This window comes from Roseibium algicola (genome assembly GCF_001999245.1).
Taxonomy (GTDB): Bacteria; Pseudomonadota; Alphaproteobacteria; order Rhizobiales; family Stappiaceae; genus Roseibium; species Roseibium algicola.
Genome location: NZ_CP019630.1, coordinates 2,056,028 through 2,074,474, shown reverse-complemented (window position 1 = coordinate 2,074,474; position 18,447 = coordinate 2,056,028). Strand labels below are relative to the sequence as shown.

The following is an 18,447-nucleotide window of genomic DNA, read 5'->3' as shown; positions in this document are numbered from 1 at the left end:
TGCCGGCTAGATCAGACCCGCATCGGCATGAGAACGAACAGGCAGTCGTCGACCGTGTTGTCCTGAATGAGGGTCGGCGAGCCGCTGTCCGCCAGACGGAACAGGGCCGTATCGCTCGACAGCTGGTTGGCAATGTCGAGCAGGTAGCGGGAGTTGAAGCCGATTTCCAACGGATCGGCATCATATTCGACGGCAAGTTCTTCCGTCGCGCTGCCCGAATCCGGGTTGTTTACAGTCAGCACCAGGCGACCTTCGGTCAGCGACAGCTTGACGGCACGGCCGCGTTCGGAGGAGATCGTCGACACGCGGTCGACAGCTTCCTTGAATTCGTCCCGGTCGACGCGCATTTCCTTGTCGTTGTTCTGCGGGATCACCCGGCCGTAGTCCGGGAAGGTGCCGTCGATCAGCTTGGACGTCAGGATGACGGAGCCGGTCGTGAGGCGGATCTTGGTATCGGAAAGCTCGATCTGGACATTGGCTTCCGGGTTCTCGAGCAGTTTCTGGATCTCGCCAACGGTCTTGCGCGGCACGATGATACCCGGCATGCCGGCCGAACCGGAAGGTGCCGGTACCTCTGCCTGGGCCAGACGGTGGCCATCTGTGGCAACGGCGCGGAACTGGAGACCGGAGCCCGCGTCTACCGTGTGCAGGTAGATACCGTTCAGATAGTAACGGGTCTCTTCGGTCGAAATCGCGAACTGGGTCGCGTCGATCAGCTTGCGGATATCGGCGCCTGTCAGCGCAAAGCCGTGGCTGAAGTCGCCGGCGGTCAGGTCGGGGAAGTCGGTTTCCGGCAGCATCTGCAGGGTGAACTTCGAGCGGCCGGCGCGGATTTCCAGCGTGGCGTTGTCGCTGGTGGTTTCCAGAACCACCTGCGAGCCTTCTGGCAGCTTGCGGACGATGTCGTAGAACATGTGTGCCGGAACGGTGGTCGCGCCCGGCAATTCAATCATGGCCGGAACGCTTTCGACGATTTCCAGATCGAGGTCCGTTGCCTTCAGGTTGATCGCGCCGCCATCGGCGCGCAGAAGAACGTTCGACAGGATCGGAATGGTATTCCGGCGTTCGACCACGCGGTGAACATGGGTCAAGGACTTGAGGAGGTCGGTCCGCTCGAGGGTCGCTTTCATACTCTCGTTCCGTACTCATGAAGCGCCTGGCTGAACTGCCGGGCTGATTGAATATTCTTGGCTCCGGTGTGGAGCGGGGTGGACGACACTGCCCTTAACCGGCTCCAAAAGCAAGGGGGCGTTCTGCCCGAACGCCCCCAATTTTGGTAGAATATCGTGTATTTTAACCTTGGTTTAGCGCGATCCGGGATCAGGCTGGCGGATGCCCGTTTGAATTCAGGCAGGCATCCGCAAAAGACCCGTTTCCGAAGCTTGCCGCCTCAGGCGTCAAGCATGCGCTTGAGCAGTTCCAGCTCCTGCGCCAGGGCATAGTCGGCACGCGCCATTTCCTCGATCTTGCGGACAGCGTGCAGAACCGTTGTGTGATCCCGGTTGCCGAACCGGCGACCGATTTCCGGCAGTGAGCGCGGGGTCATCACCTTGGCAAGATACATGGCGATCTGGCGCGGGCGAACGATGGTCCGGGTACGCCGGGCCGACAGCAGATCCGCCTTGGTGACATTATAATGCTTGGAGACCACCCGCTGGATGTCCTCGATCTTCACCCGGCGCGGCTCGCTGGAGCGAACCAGGTCGCGCAGGGTCATCTCGGCCATTTCCTGCGTGATCGGCTGGTTGGTCAGCTGGTTGTGCGCGATCAGCCGGTTGAGCGCGCCTTCAAGGTCGCGGCCCGAGGAGGCAACATGACGCGCGACATAATCCAGCACACCTTCCGGAACGTCGAATTGCGGGTAGGTCTTGCGGGCCGTATCGACGCGCGTGGCCAGGATGTTCCGGCGCAGTGCGAAATCCGGTTCCTGAATACCGACCACCAGACCGCCGGACAGGCGTGAGCGGACACGGTCGTCGAGAGTATCAAGTTCGGAAGGCGCGCGGTCTGCGGCCACGATCACCTGGCGGGCCCCGTCGATGAGGGCGTTGAGGGTGTGGCAGAACTCCTGCTGCACCTGCTTGCCGTGCAGGAACTGCATGTCGTCGATCAGCAGAAGATCGATCGTGCGCAGGTTCTCCTTGAAGGCCAGTGCGGACTGGGACTTCAGGGCGGCAACGAATTTGTACATGAAGTGCTCGGCCGTCAGGTAGAGCACCTTTCGGCCGGACGCCCGGGCCTTTGCGGCCACGGCCTGCATCAGGTGGGTCTTGCCCAGACCGACGGAGGCATGCAGGTAAAGCGGATTGAATGTGACCGCGCCGCCGGCGGCAACCTGCCGGGCCGCAGCCAGGGCCAGATTGTTGGACTCGCCTTCGACAAAGGTCTCGAATGTGTATTTCGGATCGAGCGCCGCACCTTGCAGGACGTCACGAGCGTTGTCCGAGCTGGTCTCGCCTCGGCCGAGAGCCGCGGTTGCCGCCTGGGCCCGGGTTACCTGTGCCGCGTCGGAAAGTGCGTCGGAACGGGTTTCTGCAGTCGCCGGCTTGCTGCCCTGGGGTGCTGCGAGGCTCGGCTTGGCAATCGGGGTCTGACGTGGGCGGATTGCGCCGCGTACCGTCAGTTCGATGCGGTGAACGTTGTCACATTCACGCTGCCAGAGACCCATCAGCTGGTCGTTGTAGTTGTTCTGAATCCACTGTTTCAAAAACCGGGTCGGAACAGACAGACGAACGGTGCCGTCCTGGTGCTCCTCGAGGTCTACACGTGCAAACCAGCTGGTAAAAACATCATCGCCCAATTCTGCGCGAAGCTGTTTCTTCACCCGTTTCCACTGTTCGGAGCCGCCTGCCTCCTGAACCTGCATGTTATCTGCCTCCTGTAAATGTGAAGAACAGTCCGCCACAGCCGTTCTTCGACGCCTTGCTGCTTTTGCAGCATTATAATGTCCCTTTTGGGACGGTTATTTATATGGCGAAGGAAAATCTCCCTTCACCTGACCCTGTCGATGGGCAGGGTAACTAACTTTGAATCCAGGGCAATCCGGCGGCCTTCCAGCCGGACTGGGTCCCACGGTGGCCATCCGGGCCGAGTGGGCCCTCGAAACCATCGGAGATATTGAAGCACTGCGTAAAGCCGGCCTGCGTCAGGGCGATCGCAGCTGCCTGGCTCCGTGCTCCGGAGCGGCACAAGAAATAGATTGGCGCGTTCCGGTCAAGTCCTTTTTTGACCAGAACATCAGAAACCGATTCCGCGAATGCCGGATTGGGTCCGGTCGACGGAAAGCTCTGCCATTCGGCCAGGATCGGCTCCTTGCCGAGCGGACGAAGGTCCGGCACCCCGACAAAGGACCATTCGGCCTGTGTGCGCACGTCGATAAGAGTTGCTTCCTGCTGCCCGGCAAGGCCGTCAAAGGCCTCCTGCGCAGTCACGTTTCCTGCATATCCACCCTGAAATTGCAAAGCCGCCCCCTTCAATAGCGTGACGCTATTGATCAAAAGTATTCTTCAAGATTTTCTTGAGAAAGAAGTAGGTTACTTCAGGCTAAATGCCTGAGTGTTCGAATACGCTAACGTATTCATTCCGTGAACTGGATTTGATGTGCTCAGCGATGGTTCGGTTTAACTTTTTCATTGTTTTCCAAGCACCGTTTTTAAGTTGGTCGCTGGTCTTACCCGCCAGCCGTATTGTTAATATACAGACCGCGACCGAAGGGGCAACAGCGGGTTTTTGCGAATGGCGGAAAGTGCCGGTTTCTCCCCCCGCGTCACTGTGTTTTTGGCCCCTGCTGGCGAGCGAGCAAATGTGTTTTACCGCAATGACTTTTCGCTCTGAAGCGCCCTGTCACATTTCAAAAACAACAATTTCAAAAAAAATTTCGGAACTGATAGCTTGACTCGTATCGAATCCGGATTGATCGCCTTCTCTCAATGGTACATGTGCGTAAATATCTGAAAAATAAACGTTTTTCCTGACACTATTATACTCGGTAGAAATTGCAATATTGCGCGTATGAGTTGTCAAATTTCGTCATCCACAAAATTGCGTGGCTAAAAAAAACCCGGCACTGTGGCCGGGTCTTTTTAACGGTCGTATGACGGGTCGGTTACGCGCTGAGTGCCTTGATACGGGCATTGAGGCGGGAAACCTTCCGGGAGGCCGTGTTGGCATGCATCGTGCCTTTGCCGGCAGCGCGCATGATTTCCGGCTGCGCAACCTTGAAGGCTTCGTTTGCAGCGGCCTGATCGCCGGAAGCAATTGCTTCCTCAACCTTGCGCAGGAACGTGCGCACGCGGCTGCGACGGTCTTTGTTCGTGGCCGTCCGGCGGGCAATCTTGCGGGCCGCCTTCTTGGCCGATGGTGTGTTGGCCATGGGCTCTATCCTGATCGGTAATTGGGACTAGTGTCCGGTGGCGATCGGGACAAGGGAGCCAAAGCTGCAAGACCCGATCAAAAAACAACGGCGGCGGAAAACCGCCACCGATTGGGCGCTGCTTATAATCGCGCTTTCGGACGCCGTCAACGGCTTTATCGTTGAACGCCGTAGTTTATTTGTTCCGGAACTGCGGCGTACGTTTCTCGGTGAAGGCGCTCATGCCTTCGTTCTGGTCTTCCAGGGCGAACAGGGCCTGGAACACGCGCCGTTCGAAGCGGACGCCTTCCGACAGGGTGGTTTCATAGGCCCGGTCGACACTTTCCTTGGCCATCATGACGACAGGCAGAGAGAAATCGGCGATCTTTTCAGCCGCTTTCAGCGCTTCTTCAAGCAAGTCATCCGCCGGAACGATACGGCTGACGAGACCGCTGCGCTCGGCTTCTTCAGCGTCCATCATGCGGCCGGTCAGGACCATTTCCATGGCTTTGGACTTGCCGACGAACCGCGTCAGACGCTGGGTGCCGCCGGCACCTGGAATAACGCCGAGCGTGATTTCCGGCTGGCCGAACTTGGCCGTGTCCGCGGCAATGATGAAGTCGCACAGCATGGCCAGCTCGCAGCCGCCGCCAAGCGCATAGCCCGCCACGGCGGCGATGATCGGCTTGCGGTTGCGCGAAACCCGGTCGAAGGGCGTGATCAGGTCCGTCTGATAGGCGGACGAAAAATTGTGCGGCTGCATTTCCTTGATGTCGGCACCGGCGGCAAAGGCCTTTTCCGAGCCGGTGATGACGATACAGCCGATCCGCTCGTCCGCATCGAACCCGTCAAGCGCCGTGCCGAGTTCGGCAACCAGGGCCGAATTGAGTGCATTCAAGGCTTTCGGCCGATCCAGAGTGATCAGACCGACTTTTCCGCGTTTTTCGACGCGGATGTTCTCATATCCCATGTTGCCCGCTCCCAGTGCTGGAAACCGCGCCGGGCCGGATGACCAGGTCTTTCTCGAGCCCGGCTCCTGGTGCCTGCGGTTTCCTGGACGTGTACTTCACCGGCAATGCCTACCCGAGGTCGGGCGGGTCTGGCAAGCTTGACCGATAGGACAAGTCAGCTCTGGCAGGCCGGGCAGTGGAAGGTTGACCGGTTGGACTGGACCAGCCGGGCGACGGTGCCCTTGCAGCCTGGTGTCCGGCAGGCTTGGCCTTCGCGGTCGTAGACGGCAAACGAGTGCTGAAAGTAGCCAAGTGTGCCGTCTGCCTGGGTGTGATCGCGCAGCGAGGACCCGCCCGCCCGGATGGCGTCTTCCAGGGTGGCGCGGATATTGGCGGCCAGTTCTTCCGCCTTTTTTGTCGGCTTGCCTGTTTTCGTCACCAGCGTGCCGGCAGCCCGTTCCGGGCTGAGCCCGGTGCGCCAGAGCGCTTCGCACACATATATGTTGCCAAGGCCCGCAATCAGTTTCTGGTTGAGCAGGGCCGCCTTCAGCGGCGTCTTCCGGCCATTGAAAAGCCGCGCCAGTGTTTCGCCGCCCAGATCGTTGCCGAGAGGCTCCAGGCCGAGCTCACGGAAAAAGGGATGGTCTGCGAGCACGGGACGGGCAATGAGATCCATGAAGCCGAACCGGCGCGGGTCGTTGTAGACGATCCGGGCTCGCCCGCCGTCAACGGTCTCCAGATGGAAGACGACGTGGTCGTGTTTCGGGTCCTTGCTGCGCGCATGGACAAAGGCGCCCGGCGTATCCGCGGAAAGATCGTTTTCGATCCGGAACGATCCAGACATGCCAAGGTGCATGACCAGCACATCGCCGCTGTCGACATCGCCCAACAGGTATTTCGACCGGCGCGAAAGCACGGTCAGCCTTCGTCCGGTCAATCGATCGGCGAAACCGTCAGGAAAAGGAAAGCGCAGGTCCGGCCGGTTCTGGTCGACCTTGGCAATCAGAGCCCCTTCGAAAGTGGGGGCTAGGCCGCGCTTGACGGTTTCGACTTCCGGGAGTTCGGGCATGAGAGGTCTGGTATCCGCTGTCATGGCAGGCTATAGGCCTGCGGCATATGGTTTTTGGTGGCCGGCACAGATAGCGCTCGCCAATGGCTTGTACTATGGTCCGGCGCACTTTGAAGATAGTTTCGAAACGGCAATCCGCCAGCTCTTTCAACAGGTGGCTTGTCCAACGGGTAAGAAGTGATCGAACCCGCCGCCGCCCGGCAGTCTTGTCGCGGCGCGGGGTGATCTTGGAGGCGCTTTCATGACGCAACAGGCACAGGGGCATTCGGTCAGGTCGAACCGCGCACCGGAAGAAATGCCGACCAGTTTCGGCTTTACCAAGGTTGCCGAAGGGCAAAAGCAGGCACTGGTGGACGATGTGTTTCACAAGGTTGCCGAGCGCTACGACCTCATGAACGACCTCATGTCCGGCGGCCTTCACCGGGTCTGGAAGGATGCCATGGTCTCGTTCCTGGCACCGCCCAAGACAGCTGCCTCCAACTGGCGGCTGCTGGATGTGGCCGGCGGAACCGGCGACATCGCCACCCGCGTGGTTCGCCGGTCCAACGACACGGCCCGTGCCGTGGTGTGCGACATCAACGAAAGCATGCTCGGCGTCGGCCGCGACCGGGCCGAAAAGGCCGGTCTGTCGGATCTCATCACCTTCAGCCAGGGCAATGCCGAGGAGCTGCCGTTTCCCGACAAGAGTTTCGATGCCTATACGATCGCCTTCGGCATCCGCAACGTGCCGGACATTCCCAAGGCGCTGCGGGAAGCGCGCAGGGTTCTGAAGCGGGGTGGCCGCTTCATGTGTCTGGAGTTCTCCGAAGTCGACGTGCCGATGCTTGACAAGGTCTATGACACCTTTTCCTTCAACGCGATCCCGGCCATGGGCCGCTGGGTGACAGGGGACGGTGACCCTTACAAGTATCTGGTGGAATCGATCCGCAATTTCCCGAACCAGGAACGTTTTGCGGACATGATCCGCGAAGCCGGGTTCGAGCGTGTCGGCTACCGCAACTACTCCGGCGGTATCGCCGCCCTGCATTACGGCTGGAAACTCTGATACATGGCCCTTCCCGTGATGCCTTTTCTCCGCCTGGCGCGGGCGGGTTTCGTGATGGCGCGCGAGGGCGTTTTCGGCCTCGTTTCGCTTCCGGACCTGCCGGCCGGGCCTCGGTTTGCCATTGCCATGGCGCGGCTTCTGGAGCGTCGGTCGGTTCGCAACAAGCGGGCAGACCTTCGCCTGTCCGACGCGCTGAACAAGCTTGGGCCGTCCTATGTGAAGCTTGGCCAGTTCCTGGCGACCCGGGCCGATGTGGTCGGCAAGGAAGCCGCACGCGAACTGTCAGCCCTTCAGGACCGGTTGCCGGCGTTCGATCATGATGCGGCCTGCGCCGCGGTAGCCGAGCAGCTTGGCAAGCCGCTCGATGAGGTCTTCGTGTCCTTCGGCGAAGCCGTTGCCGCTGCCTCGATTGCCCAGGTTCATCCGGCCGTGATCCTCGATCAGGACGGCACGGAGCGAAAGGTTGCGGTCAAGGTGCTGCGGCCGGGCGTTTCCCGCCGCTTCCAGCGCGATCTCGAAAGCTACTACCTCGTCGCCCGCCTGGCCGAACGGTTCCATCCGCCCTCGCGGCGCCTTCGGCCGGTTGCGGTCGTGGACACGCTGGCCCAGTCGGTCGCGATGGAAATGGACTTCCGTCTGGAGGCCGCGGCCCTGTCGGAAATGGCCGAGAACACCGCTGACGATCCGGGGTTCCGCGTTCCGGCTGTCGAGTGGCTGCGCACCGCCAAGGGCGTGTTGACCATGGAATGGATCGACGGCCGCAAGATGTCGGACGTCGAGGGTCTCAAGGAAGATGGCCATGACCTGGAAGCGCTGGGGGCTGCCGTCATCCAGAGCTTCCTGCGCCACACACTGCGCGACGGCTTCTTTCATGCAGACATGCACCAGGGCAATCTCTTCGTTGAGCCCGACGGCACCCTGGTTGCCGTCGACTTCGGCATCATCGGCCGTCTCAACAAGCGCGAGCGCCGGTTTCTGGCAGAAATCCTGTTCGGCTTCATCACCCGCAACTACCGACGGGTGGCGGAGGTGCATTTCGAGGCCGGCTATGTGCCCGCGCATCAGGATGTCGACATGTTCGCCCAGGCGATCCGTGCCATCGGCGAGCCGATCCACGGTCACGATGCCAGCGAAATCTCCATGGCCCGCCTGCTGACCCAGCTGTTTGAAGTGACGGAACTCTTCGAGATGAGCACCCAGACCCAGCTGATCATGTTGCAGAAGACCATGGTCGTGGTCGAAGGCGTGGCGCGTTCGCTCAATCCCAATCTGGACATGTGGCGGACGGCTGAACCCGTTGTCGGCACCTGGATCAAGGACAACCTTGGCCCGGTCGGCAAACTGCGTGATGCCGGTGATGCGCTGTCGGCACTGGCGCGCATTGCCAACGACATGCCGCTCTTTGCCGACAGGATCGGTCGGATGTCGGAAGAGCTGGAAAGGATGACACAGGGCGGCCTCAGGTTCGACGACGAGACAGCCGAAGCAATTGGTCGTGCAGAGGCACGTCACACCCGCTCGGGGCGGGTTGCCTTGTGGGTCATTGCCGCCTGCGCGGTCGTGGCGACCTACATGCTTTTCTGAGGCTCGGCTGGCACTTTGAAGGTTCAGCCGGGCATTGCTTGCAGCAATGTCTGTCGCGCGTCCGCGATATGGCGGGCCAGAATGTCTGCCGCCTGGTCCCCCGCGCGTGACTTCATCGCTGCCACCAGGTCTTCATGGTCCTTCAGCCACCTGTCGGTGAGTGTCGGCAGAACGCCGTAGCCGGCAATATGAATGCGGCAGGTCCGTCGAAGATCCTCGATCATTGCCAGCTCTCTTGGGCGTCTTGCAGGCATGTAAAGGCTCTTGTGAAAGGCCCAGTCGCCGTCGGCCCACCGGTCGGTTGCCGCGTCGATGCTGGAGTGGGCAAGGGCTGCTCCAATCTTCGCAAGATCGTCTGCTTCCAGCCGCCGGATTGATTGCCGCAGGCAATCGGTCTCCAGAAGCACGCGCAGATGGTAGACCTCATCAATCTCCGCGTGGGTAAGACTGATCACTCGAGCCCGTCGATTGCGCTCAAGGTCGATCAGGCCCCGGGCGGCCATCAGCTGCAGGGCGTCGCGCACGGGAATGCGACTGACCGAAAAGCGAGCAGCAAGCTCTCCCTGTTTCAGTTCCTCACCCGGCCGGAAGATCCCGGAGACGATATCGGTTTCGAGCGTGGCTGCGATTTTTTCTGCGGACATGGCGCCTCCCGAAATTTCAATAGAGCCTTGACAGCAGCCTGTAAATCAAAAATGTATAAATGTATACATTTCGGAGGAAGCATGAGCAAAGAGCACGGCTACACATCCCTCATCCACTGGACGGGAAACCGGGGCGAGGGGACGAAGAGTTACAGGTCCTATGACCGAACCTGGGAGATACGAACGGCTGGAAAGCCTCCGGTCTCCTGTTCGAACGACCCGCTACTGGGCGGAAATCCCACGCTCCATAATCCGGAGGACTTGCTCCTGTCCTCCCTGGCGAGCTGCCACATGCTCTGGTACCTGCATCTGGCAAGCGATGCGGGCATTGCCGTCATGGGATACGAGGACGCGCCGGAAGCGATGGGGGAAACAGAGCCCTCGGGTGCTGGCCGTTTTCTGCGCGCTGAGCTGAAGCCGGTCATCACCGTGCCCAAGGGTACGGATCTGGCAACGGCCGACGCGATCCACCACGAGATCCACAAGGTCTGCTTCATTGCCCGCTCGGTGAATTTTCCGGTGAGCTTCGAGGCGACTTATCGTGAAGCCTGATGGCGCATGCCGAAAGGCCGCAGAAGAAGCCCATTTTCAAGCAAACCCGTAGGTTGGAAACCTATCTGTTCTGCTTTTTGTGGGCAGCGCTCTGCCTGCGTGCCTTGCCGCCACGAGGCAAGTGTTCCCGTTGTGCAAGTAGTCGCTTCACTTCTTCAAAGGCGGTTGACCAAAGTTCAGTATTCTTGAAGGCAATCAGTCCGGCTTGCTCGACCGCATTGCGCTCCTCAAGCAGCCAGTCGCTGGCTTCAAATGTGGCGTGCAAGCTTCTCAAGCGCTTCAAGCGGCTGAGAAGCCTGGCGGTATGCATCTTTTCCAATTCCTCGATTGGTACCGGCTTGAGCGTCTTCAAATGCGCAATGTTCACGTTCATGAATTTGTGCCTTCAAGACAATCAGCGGTGCAATCCGGACTTCCTGGCAGAACGATAAAAACCGTCTCGAGTTGGCTGACTGGTTGATCCCGCATTTCTATTCCGCCGTGACGCGCCGAAGGGTCAGGTTGATACGGCCGCCGTTTTTCAGAAGCGTCGAAGTTCCCTTTAACACGCGATCGATACCGTGAAAGGCAAGTCGAGCCTCGCCGCCGAGTACGACGACGTCACCGGATTGAAGGCGGAAGGATTTGGTCGGATCCTTCCTGTTCACGCCGCCAACACGGAAGGTCGCAGTGTCTCCCAGGGAAACCGAGACGACCGGGGCTTCGAACATCTGTTCATCCCTGTCCTGGTGCAGGCCCATGCGGGCACTGTGATCATAGAAATTGATCAGGCAGGCTTCGGGTGGTGGCGCCGTGCCGGTAACGTCCTTCCACAGGTGCGTCAAGGCATCAGGCATGGCCGGCCATGGCCGGCCGGTTTCGGGGTGCGCCGGCTGGTAGCGATAGCCTCGGATATCCGACACCCAGCCGAGCGGCCCGCAGTTGCTCATGCGCACCGAAAAGGGCTTTCCGGTTTTCGGCATCACCGGCTGAAACAAGGGCGCTTCGGCGACGATCGCGCGGATATGTGCCAGGAGCTGTTCCTGGCCCTCGCGGTCGAAATAACCCGGCAGATAATAAAGCCCGCTCAGGCCGTTTATGGGAATTTCCTGCATGGTCAATTGTCGCCGGTCGTCAGTCGCCCCCGCCGCAACCGCTGCAGCCGGAGCTGCCACCGCCGCCTCCGTCACCGCTGCTGCTGGTGCCGCAGCCTGAGCTGCACCCGGAAGAATTTCCACCGGTCGATTTCTTGAAGAGGATGATCAGCACCACGGCGATGATGAACAGGGAAATCAGGAATTCGGCCGTGTGCATGGTGGCCCAGTGCCAGACCATGTTGCGCAGTCGCTCGACGAGAGTATCGCCTTGCGCCTCGCCATGGGCAAAGGCCAGCCTGGTGCCCAGAAGAAGTGACATGGCGGCCAGCAGGGCGCAGTGGACGGCGGTGGGCGCATTCGCAGCCTTCCCGGCAAGTCTTGTAAGCTGGTTCGGCCAGTCCGGCTTGCGGATGATCCACACATCCTGCGCATTCACGCGGACAAAGCCCGGCGCCTTGCCGAACCGGATTTCCTCCGGTGGCCAGATGTCCACAGGCGGGGCGCCGAATTCCGACCGGTAGAGCCGGAGTGTTCTTGCATAGGCCTGCCGGAACCGGACTTCCTGTTCCGGGCCGCCTTTTGTCGGCATGTGGTGCAGCGGACCTTCGAGCGCTTCCTTGAATGGGCCCCAGTAATGTCTGGTGTAGGTCAGGTGCAGATGCCAGGCCTGGTCCACTTCATCGCTCGGCGTCACGATGCCTTCACCAAGCCGGCTGAGATAGGCAAACCGTAGATATTCGACAACGACCCGTCCCGCGAAGCTTTTGCTCCAGCCATTGTCACGGGCAAGGCGCGAGGAGAACGGGAAATCCGCTTCCACATCGTCTGGGTGGCAGGCTTGAAGCCGATTCCAGAGGCTGGGGTCTTGCAATTCGGGTCTCCTTTCCGCGTTGCCATTGCGGTGACGGGCCGATGTTAACCGTATTGTCCGCAAGGTTTGAGCAAAACCTCGCCTCCATGTGCCGATTGCATGTGGAATTCGCAAAGCTGACAATGCTGGTAACGATCTGGGAAGAAATATCGGCGAAGAACGGAAGGTCTGTGAAATGTCAGTGGACAGATGTCTTGCAGGCAAAGTTTCATCCACCTATATAGCGGTCAAGCTTCGCGCCAAATCATGAGCCTAGCGTTCTGGCGCGATGTCCGGGGGAACCCGGAACCCAACTGAGAGGAGCCGGAATGACGCCTTTTTGGGTCTATCCGGTTTGCTAGAAAGAGAGGCAGATATGGCAAAGGTCATTGGTATCGACCTCGGCACGACGAACTCGTGCGTCGCCGTCATGGACGGCAAGGATTCCAAGGTAATTGAAAACGCAGAAGGCGCCCGCACCACCCCGTCGATGGTGGCCTTCTCCGACGATGGCGAGCGTCTCGTCGGCCAGCCGGCAAAACGCCAGGCGGTCACGAACCCGACCAACACCCTTTTTGCAGTCAAGCGCCTGATCGGTCGCCGGTACAGCGATCCGACCGTCGACAAGGACAAGAAGCTTGTCCCGTTCGAAATCGTCAAGGCCGACAATGGCGACGCATGGGTGGAAGCCAACGGCGACAAATACTCCCCGTCCCAGGTGTCCGCTTTCATCCTTCAGAAGATGAAGGAAACCGCAGAGAGCTATCTCGGCGAAAAAGTGACCCAGGCGGTGATCACCGTTCCGGCATACTTCAACGACGCGCAGCGCCAGGCAACCAAGGATGCCGGCAAGATCGCGGGTCTTGAAGTCCTGCGCATCATCAACGAGCCGACGGCAGCAGCGCTTGCCTACGGTCTCGACAAGAACGACGGTAAAACCATTGCGGTCTACGACCTTGGTGGCGGTACGTTCGACGTTTCCGTCCTGGAAATCGGCGACGGTGTCTTCGAAGTGAAGTCCACCAACGGCGATACTTTCCTCGGCGGTGAAGACTTCGACATGGTTCTCGTCGATTACCTCGCGTCCGAGTTCAAGAAGGACCAGGGCATCGACCTGAAGAACGACAAGCTGGCCCTGCAGCGCCTGAAGGAAGCTGCGGAAAAGGCGAAGATCGAACTGTCGTCCTCTTCCCAGACCGAAATCAACCTGCCGTTCATCACGGCGGACGCTTCCGGTCCGAAGCACCTGACGCTGAAACTCACCCGCGCCAAGTTCGAGTCGCTGGTTGAGGATCTGGTCAAGCGCACCATCGAGCCGATGAAAGCCGCTCTGAAGGACGCAGGTCTTGCTCCCGGTGAAATCGACGAAGTGGTTCTGGTCGGCGGCATGACCCGCATGCCGAAGATCCAGGAAACCGTGAAGACCTTCTTCGGCAAGGACCCGCACAAGGGTGTGAACCCGGACGAAGTCGTGGCCATGGGCGCTGCGATCCAGGCCGGCGTTCTGCAGGGCGACGTCAAGGACGTGCTGCTGCTCGACGTGACCCCGCTGTCGCTCGGCATCGAAACGCTTGGCGGTGTCTTCACCCGTCTGATCGACCGCAACACGACGATCCCGACCAAGAAGAGCCAGGTGTTCTCGACCGCTGAAGACAATCAGACGGCCGTGACCATCCGCGTCTTCCAGGGTGAGCGCGAAATGGCTGCGGACAACAAGATCCTCGGTCAGTTCGACCTGGTCGGCCTGCCGCCGGCACCGCGCGGCGTTCCGCAGATCGAAGTCACCTTCGACATCGACGCCAACGGTATCGTCAACGTGTCCGCGAAGGACAAGGGCACCGGCAAGGAACAGCAGATCCGCATCCAGGCCTCCGGCGGCCTCAGCGACAGCGACATCGACCAGATGATCAAGGACGCTGAATCCCACGCCGATGAGGACAAGAAGCGGAAGGAACTGGTGGAAGCCAAGAACCAGGGTGAATCCCTGGTCCATTCCACCGACAAGTCCCTGAAGGACTACGGCGACAAGGTTTCCGAGGACGACAAGTCCGCGATCGAGACCGCGCTCGCCTCCCTGAAGTCTGCTCTTGAAGGTGAAGACCTGGAAGACATCAAGGCCAAGACCCAGGCTCTGGCAGAAGCTTCCATGAAACTTGGCGAAGCCATGTATCAGGCAGCTCAGGCTGACGCCCAGGCAGAAGACGGCGAGGAAGCCGATCCGAAAGCCAAGGCCGAAGACGATGTCGTTGATGCGGATTTTGAAGAAGTCAAAGAAGACGACGACAAAAAATCCGCATAACCGAAAATACCAGCCAGCCGGGTTCCGGCTGGCTGGTCCAATCCTGGCGCCGGTCGCTCGACTGCCTGATGAAAGGGCACTTGTGCGCGGCGCCTTCGCCGTAATTGGCGCCGGCATTTGCCAGGCCGCCAGCGGTGCAACAACAAGACCGGAAGATCTTGATGTCGAAACGTGATTTCTATGAGGTGCTGGGTGTTTCGCGTGAGGCGGACGAAAAAGCGCTGAAAAGCGCCTACCGCAAGATGGCCATGCAATTTCACCCGGACCGCAATCCGGGCGACGAGGCCGCCGAAGCCAAGTTCAAGGAAGTCAACGAGGCCTATGACACGCTGAAGGACAGCCAGAAGCGTGCGGCCTATGACCGTTTCGGCCATGCGGCCTTCGAAAACGGTGGTTTTGGCGGCGGCGGTGCCGGCGCTCACGACTTTTCCTCCACCATGTCCGATATCTTCGAGGAATTCTTCGGCATGGGTGGCGGCGGTGGCCGCCGGTCGGGCGGACGCGAACGTGGCGCGGACCTGCGCTACAATCTGGATATCACGCTGGAGGATGCCTTCACCGGAAAGACGGTGGAGATAGAGGTTCCCACCAGCGTTACCTGCGACGATTGCTCCGGTTCGGGCGCAAAGCCCGGAACCAGCCCGACGACCTGCCGCACCTGTGGCGGGGCAGGCCGCGTGCGTGCCGCGCAGGGCTTCTTCACGCTGGAACGCACCTGTCCAAGCTGTCAGGGACGCGGCCAGGTGATTACCGATCCGTGCGAAAGCTGTAGCGGCTCCGGACGCAAGACCCAGGAGCGCACGCTGTCGGTCAACATTCCGGCCGGTATCGAGGACGGAACCCGTATTCGGCTGGCAGGTGAAGGTGAAGCAGGCGTGCGCGGTGGCCCCGCAGGCGATCTCTATATCTTCCTCTCCATAAGGCCGCACGAGCTTTTCCAGCGCGATGGCGCCGATCTTTACTGCCGCGTGCCGATTTCCATGTCGACCGCGACCCTGGGTGGTCAGTTCGACGTGCCGACGGTAGAAGGGTCGACCAGCCGCGTGAAGGTGCCTGAAGGCACCCAGACCGGAAAGCAGTTCCGGTTGCGCGGCAAGGGCATGCCCATCATGCGTTCCAGCCAGCACGGCGACATGTATATTCAGGTCACGGTCGAAACACCGACCAATCTGACCCGGCGCCAACGTGAGCTTCTGGCGGAATTCGAGAAGGAATCCTCCGGTGAAAACCACCCGGAATCGGCTGGGTTTTTCTCCAAGGTGAAGGATTTCATCGATAATCTCGGTGCATAAGCAGTCTGCAAAGGGTGACGTATGCGTGCAATATGTGCGCTTGCCCATGGCATCTTATTGCAATCACTCCTATATTCCCCGCGTGGGGGATGTGAGTGAGGAAAGATGCTGAAACGCAATAGCTCGCGCCGGGAAGCTTTTCGGGAAAAGCTTGAGAAGGCAAGTGCCGTTCGGGCGAAGGTGCTCGATGAAGTCAAATTCATCCGTTCCTGGGCTCAGAACCCGCTTAGAACCGGTGCCGTCGCCCCTTCCGGGCCAGAGCTCGCCGCCAAGATGGCGTCCTTTCTGACACCGCGTCCCCATTCAAGGGTTGTGGAACTCGGGCCGGGTACCGGCGTCGTCACGAAGGCGATTCTGGACCGTGGATTTTCCTCCCAGCAGCTCAGGCTCATCGAGTATTGCCCGGAATTTTGCGAACTGCTGACCCGCAGATACCCCGGGTTGAAAATTGTCCAGGGTGATGCCTACGCCCTTGGCGCGACCCTTTCGCGCGCCGGCGATACACTGTCGTCGGCTGCGGAAGACCAGCGCCATTCGCTTGATGGCATCGTCTCGTCCCTGCCGCTGCTGACGCGACCGGAAACGGTCCGCAAGGCGCTGCTGGCGGAAGCTCTGGAAATTCTGAAACCGGGCGCGCCCTTCATCCAGTTTTCCTACGGGCTGGTCGCTCCGGTGAAGCCGGACAACCGCTCTGTCTCCGTCTTCAGTTCGGACTGGGTCTGGAAAAACCTGCCTCCGGCACGCGTCTGGGTTTACCGCAAGGCCCATTGAGGGCTCAGACGGCAGGGGACAGCGGGCAGGAAGCACTCCCATTTCCCGAAAAGCGCCCTAAACTTGCCCTCAGGCGGTTCACCGCGGTGCTACGCGCGAGCCGGACATTTGTAGGGTAGGTTCTGATGCGCAATCCGAAGATCCTCGTTTGCTCGGGCTCGGTCCGAAGCGGTTCCTTCAACGGCAGACTGACGGCGCTGGCCGCCAAGAAACTTGCGATCCTGGATGCTCAGGTGACGCATCTGTCGCTGAAGGACTATCCGTTGCCGATCTACGACGGCGATCTGGAAGATACGAATGGCGTTCCGGAAAATGCCAGGAAACTCAAACGCTTGTTCCTGGCGCAGGATGGTATTTTTCTGTCCTGTCCGGAATATAACGCCGGCATCTCGCCGCTGCTGAAAAACACCCTGGACTGGATCAGCCGCGTGAAGGAACCGGGCGATCCCTACAAGACCAAGGTCTTTGCACTCGGTGCAGCTTCGACCGGCGCGTTCGGCGGCATGCGCGGTCTGATCGGCATGCGCACCATTTTGGAAGTCGGCCTTGGAGCAATGGTCCTGCCGCAGATGGTGGCCGTACCGAAAGCGGCGGGCGCGTTCGACGACAAGGGCGAACTTTCCGATGAACGGGCAGGCGGCCAGCTCGACAAGCTGGTGGACGCACTTTTGCGGGCAACCCGGATCGAGATGTCGCACTGAGGCTTCGAATTGCCGGCAGAAATCGCCCTGAAAATGTGTGTCTTGAGCCGATTTCGGCCGGCTCCATAGCCGGGCTTAACAGGGCCGCATCCCATTGACTGCTTGGAAATACCGGATTTGCCGCCTACATAGGGCGGCAGACAAGATGACCATGAAGATTGCCAAGAGGATTGAATGAGCGAAACGCGCGAACCGGCCCAGTGGCACGGTACGACGATCATGATGGTGCGCAAGGGTGGCAAGGTGGTGATCGCCGGTGACGGCCAGGTCTCCCTCGGCCAGACCGTGATCAAGCACACCGCCCGCAAGGTACGCCTGCTGGCCAAGGGCGAGGTTATTGCCGGTTTTGCCGGCGCAACCGCCGATGCCTTCACCCTGTTCGAGCGCCTTGAAGCGAAGCTGGAACAGTACCCCGGCCAGCTGATGCGCGCCTGCGTGGAACTTGCCAAGGACTGGCGGACCGACCGCTATCTGCGCCGGCTGGAAGCGATGATGCTGGTGGCCGACAAGAACGTGTCGCTGGTGCTGACCGGTACCGGCGACGTTCTGGAGCCCGAAGGGGGTGTCATGGGTATCGGTTCTGGCGGCAACTATGCACTTGCGGCCGGACGTGCCCTGGCAGATACCGACTATGACGCAGAAACCATAGCCCGCAAGGCGATGGCGGTTGCAGCCGAAATCTGCGTTTACACGAACGCCAGCGTGACGGTCGAGTCGCTGGATACGGCCGAGTAAGGGCCGATGATTTCGTTTCGCCCCGTCACCGCCGACGATTTGCCCATGCTGGCGAATTGGTTGGCGCGGCCGCACTGGCGGCAATGGTGGGGCGATCCGGACGAAGAGTTGAGCAACATCCGTGACATGGTCGAAGGCAGGGATACGACCCGGCCCTTCATCTTCCAGGAAGACGGTATCGACAAGGGCTATATCCAGGTCTGGTTTGTCGGCGATCAGCAGGGAAGCGCATTTGCGGCGGATTATCCCTGGCTGGAGCGGCTGCCGGCCGAGGCCGTCGGTGTCGACCTCTCGATTGCATTCGAGGAAGATCTGTCCCGGGGACTTGGAACAAGAACTTTGCAGGCGTTTGTCCACCAGTTGCGCGAGGAGGGTCACGAGCGGATCATCATTGATCCGGATCCGGCCAATCTCAGGGCCCTGAAGGCCTATCGCAAGGCGGGCTTTCAGGAGATCGAAGCGCTTCTGGGACGCACCGGCGACTGCCTGCTGATGGAACTCGTAAGTAAAGAAGGCGTGTCTTAAACA

Annotated in this window: 19 protein-coding genes; 9 read left to right on the top strand and 10 right to left on the bottom strand. The window is 60.1% G+C overall.

What is annotated here, in order from left to right:
• Positions 1 to 11 precede the first annotated feature (11 nt).
• The 6 genes from dnaN to mutM form a co-directional block, all read right to left on the bottom strand.
• Positions 12 to 1,130, bottom strand: a complete 1,119-nt coding sequence (gene dnaN, locus B0E33_RS09705; RefSeq protein ID WP_077291059.1) for a DNA polymerase III subunit beta — start codon at positions 1,128 to 1,130, stop codon at positions 12 to 14.
• 260 nt (positions 1,131 to 1,390) lie between these two features.
• Positions 1,391 to 2,866 carry a chromosomal replication initiator protein DnaA gene (dnaA, locus tag B0E33_RS09700; protein ID WP_077291058.1) on the bottom strand — a complete coding sequence of 492 codons (1,476 nt, stop codon included), beginning with the start codon at positions 2,864 to 2,866 and terminating at the stop codon, positions 1,391 to 1,393.
• A gap of 154 nt (positions 2,867 to 3,020) precedes the next feature.
• Entirely contained in the window at positions 3,021 to 3,431 is a 411-nt protein-coding gene (locus B0E33_RS09695) for a rhodanese-like domain-containing protein (protein WP_077293214.1), read from the bottom strand.
• A gap of 674 nt (positions 3,432 to 4,105) precedes the next feature.
• Positions 4,106 to 4,372, bottom strand: coding sequence for a 30S ribosomal protein S20 (gene rpsT / locus B0E33_RS09690; RefSeq protein WP_022999146.1), 267 nt, complete (start codon positions 4,370 to 4,372; stop codon positions 4,106 to 4,108).
• A gap of 175 nt (positions 4,373 to 4,547) precedes the next feature.
• Complete coding sequence (locus tag B0E33_RS09685; protein ID WP_022999145.1) at positions 4,548 to 5,321, bottom strand: enoyl-CoA hydratase; 774 nt, start codon at positions 5,319 to 5,321, stop codon at positions 4,548 to 4,550.
• Between the two features lie 155 nt (positions 5,322 to 5,476).
• Entirely contained in the window at positions 5,477 to 6,370 is an 894-nt protein-coding gene (mutM, locus tag B0E33_RS09680) for a bifunctional DNA-formamidopyrimidine glycosylase/DNA-(apurinic or apyrimidinic site) lyase (RefSeq protein ID WP_077291057.1), read from the bottom strand.
• 241 nt (positions 6,371 to 6,611) lie between these two features.
• Between mutM and ubiE the strand changes: the two genes are divergently transcribed.
• The gene (gene ubiE / locus B0E33_RS09675) at positions 6,612 to 7,415 is read left to right on the top strand and encodes a bifunctional demethylmenaquinone methyltransferase/2-methoxy-6-polyprenyl-1,4-benzoquinol methylase UbiE (RefSeq protein ID WP_077291056.1); all 804 of its coding nucleotides are present in this window, start codon (positions 6,612 to 6,614) and stop codon (positions 7,413 to 7,415) included.
• 3 nt (positions 7,416 to 7,418) lie between these two features.
• Complete coding sequence (ubiB, locus tag B0E33_RS09670) at positions 7,419 to 8,999, top strand: 2-polyprenylphenol 6-hydroxylase (protein ID WP_077291055.1); 1,581 nt, start codon at positions 7,419 to 7,421, stop codon at positions 8,997 to 8,999.
• 23 nt (positions 9,000 to 9,022) lie between these two features.
• Here the strand turns inward: ubiB and B0E33_RS09665 are convergent, their stop codons facing one another.
• Positions 9,023 to 9,643 carry a GntR family transcriptional regulator gene (locus B0E33_RS09665; RefSeq protein ID WP_077291054.1) on the bottom strand — a complete coding sequence of 207 codons (621 nt, stop codon included), beginning with the start codon at positions 9,641 to 9,643 and terminating at the stop codon, positions 9,023 to 9,025.
• A gap of 81 nt (positions 9,644 to 9,724) precedes the next feature.
• Here B0E33_RS09665 and B0E33_RS09660 point away from each other — a divergent pair, with 81 nt between their 5' ends.
• The gene (locus tag B0E33_RS09660) at positions 9,725 to 10,195 is read left to right on the top strand and encodes an OsmC family protein (RefSeq protein WP_077291053.1); all 471 of its coding nucleotides are present in this window, start codon (positions 9,725 to 9,727) and stop codon (positions 10,193 to 10,195) included.
• A 61-nt stretch (positions 10,196 to 10,256) separates the two neighbouring features.
• Here the strand turns inward: B0E33_RS09660 and B0E33_RS09655 are convergent, their stop codons facing one another.
• The 3 genes from B0E33_RS09655 to B0E33_RS09645 form a co-directional block, all read right to left on the bottom strand.
• Positions 10,257 to 10,568 (bottom strand): hypothetical protein, encoded by a 312-nt coding sequence (locus B0E33_RS09655; protein ID WP_077291052.1) that lies wholly within the window; start codon positions 10,566 to 10,568, stop codon positions 10,257 to 10,259.
• A 97-nt stretch (positions 10,569 to 10,665) separates the two neighbouring features.
• Complete coding sequence (locus B0E33_RS09650) at positions 10,666 to 11,289, bottom strand: alpha-ketoglutarate-dependent dioxygenase AlkB family protein (RefSeq protein ID WP_077293213.1); 624 nt, start codon at positions 11,287 to 11,289, stop codon at positions 10,666 to 10,668.
• 19 nt (positions 11,290 to 11,308) lie between these two features.
• The gene (locus B0E33_RS09645; RefSeq protein WP_077291051.1) at positions 11,309 to 12,142 is read right to left on the bottom strand and encodes a glycine-rich domain-containing protein; all 834 of its coding nucleotides are present in this window, start codon (positions 12,140 to 12,142) and stop codon (positions 11,309 to 11,311) included.
• A gap of 355 nt (positions 12,143 to 12,497) precedes the next feature.
• Here B0E33_RS09645 and dnaK point away from each other — a divergent pair, with 355 nt between their 5' ends.
• The 6 genes from dnaK to B0E33_RS09615 all read left to right on the top strand — a co-directional run bounded on the left by dnaK (position 12,498) and on the right by B0E33_RS09615 (position 18,444).
• Positions 12,498 to 14,420, top strand: coding sequence for a molecular chaperone DnaK (gene dnaK / locus B0E33_RS09640; protein WP_022999135.1), 1,923 nt, complete (start codon positions 12,498 to 12,500; stop codon positions 14,418 to 14,420).
• Positions 14,421 to 14,581: 161 nt separating this feature from the next.
• The gene (gene dnaJ, locus B0E33_RS09635) at positions 14,582 to 15,712 is read left to right on the top strand and encodes a molecular chaperone DnaJ (RefSeq protein ID WP_022999133.1); all 1,131 of its coding nucleotides are present in this window, start codon (positions 14,582 to 14,584) and stop codon (positions 15,710 to 15,712) included.
• A 105-nt stretch (positions 15,713 to 15,817) separates the two neighbouring features.
• Positions 15,818 to 16,483, top strand: a complete 666-nt coding sequence (locus tag B0E33_RS09630) for a class I SAM-dependent methyltransferase (RefSeq protein WP_077291050.1) — start codon at positions 15,818 to 15,820, stop codon at positions 16,481 to 16,483.
• 125 nt (positions 16,484 to 16,608) lie between these two features.
• Complete coding sequence (locus tag B0E33_RS09625; RefSeq protein WP_055657064.1) at positions 16,609 to 17,184, top strand: NADPH-dependent FMN reductase; 576 nt, start codon at positions 16,609 to 16,611, stop codon at positions 17,182 to 17,184.
• 174 nt (positions 17,185 to 17,358) lie between these two features.
• Positions 17,359 to 17,919: an ATP-dependent protease subunit HslV gene (gene hslV / locus B0E33_RS09620; RefSeq protein WP_006935406.1), complete on the top strand. Its 561-nt coding sequence runs from the start codon at positions 17,359 to 17,361 to the stop codon at positions 17,917 to 17,919.
• Between the two features lie 6 nt (positions 17,920 to 17,925).
• Positions 17,926 to 18,444 carry a GNAT family N-acetyltransferase gene (locus B0E33_RS09615; RefSeq protein WP_077291049.1) on the top strand — a complete coding sequence of 173 codons (519 nt, stop codon included), beginning with the start codon at positions 17,926 to 17,928 and terminating at the stop codon, positions 18,442 to 18,444.
• Positions 18,445 to 18,447: the final 3 nt, after the last annotated feature.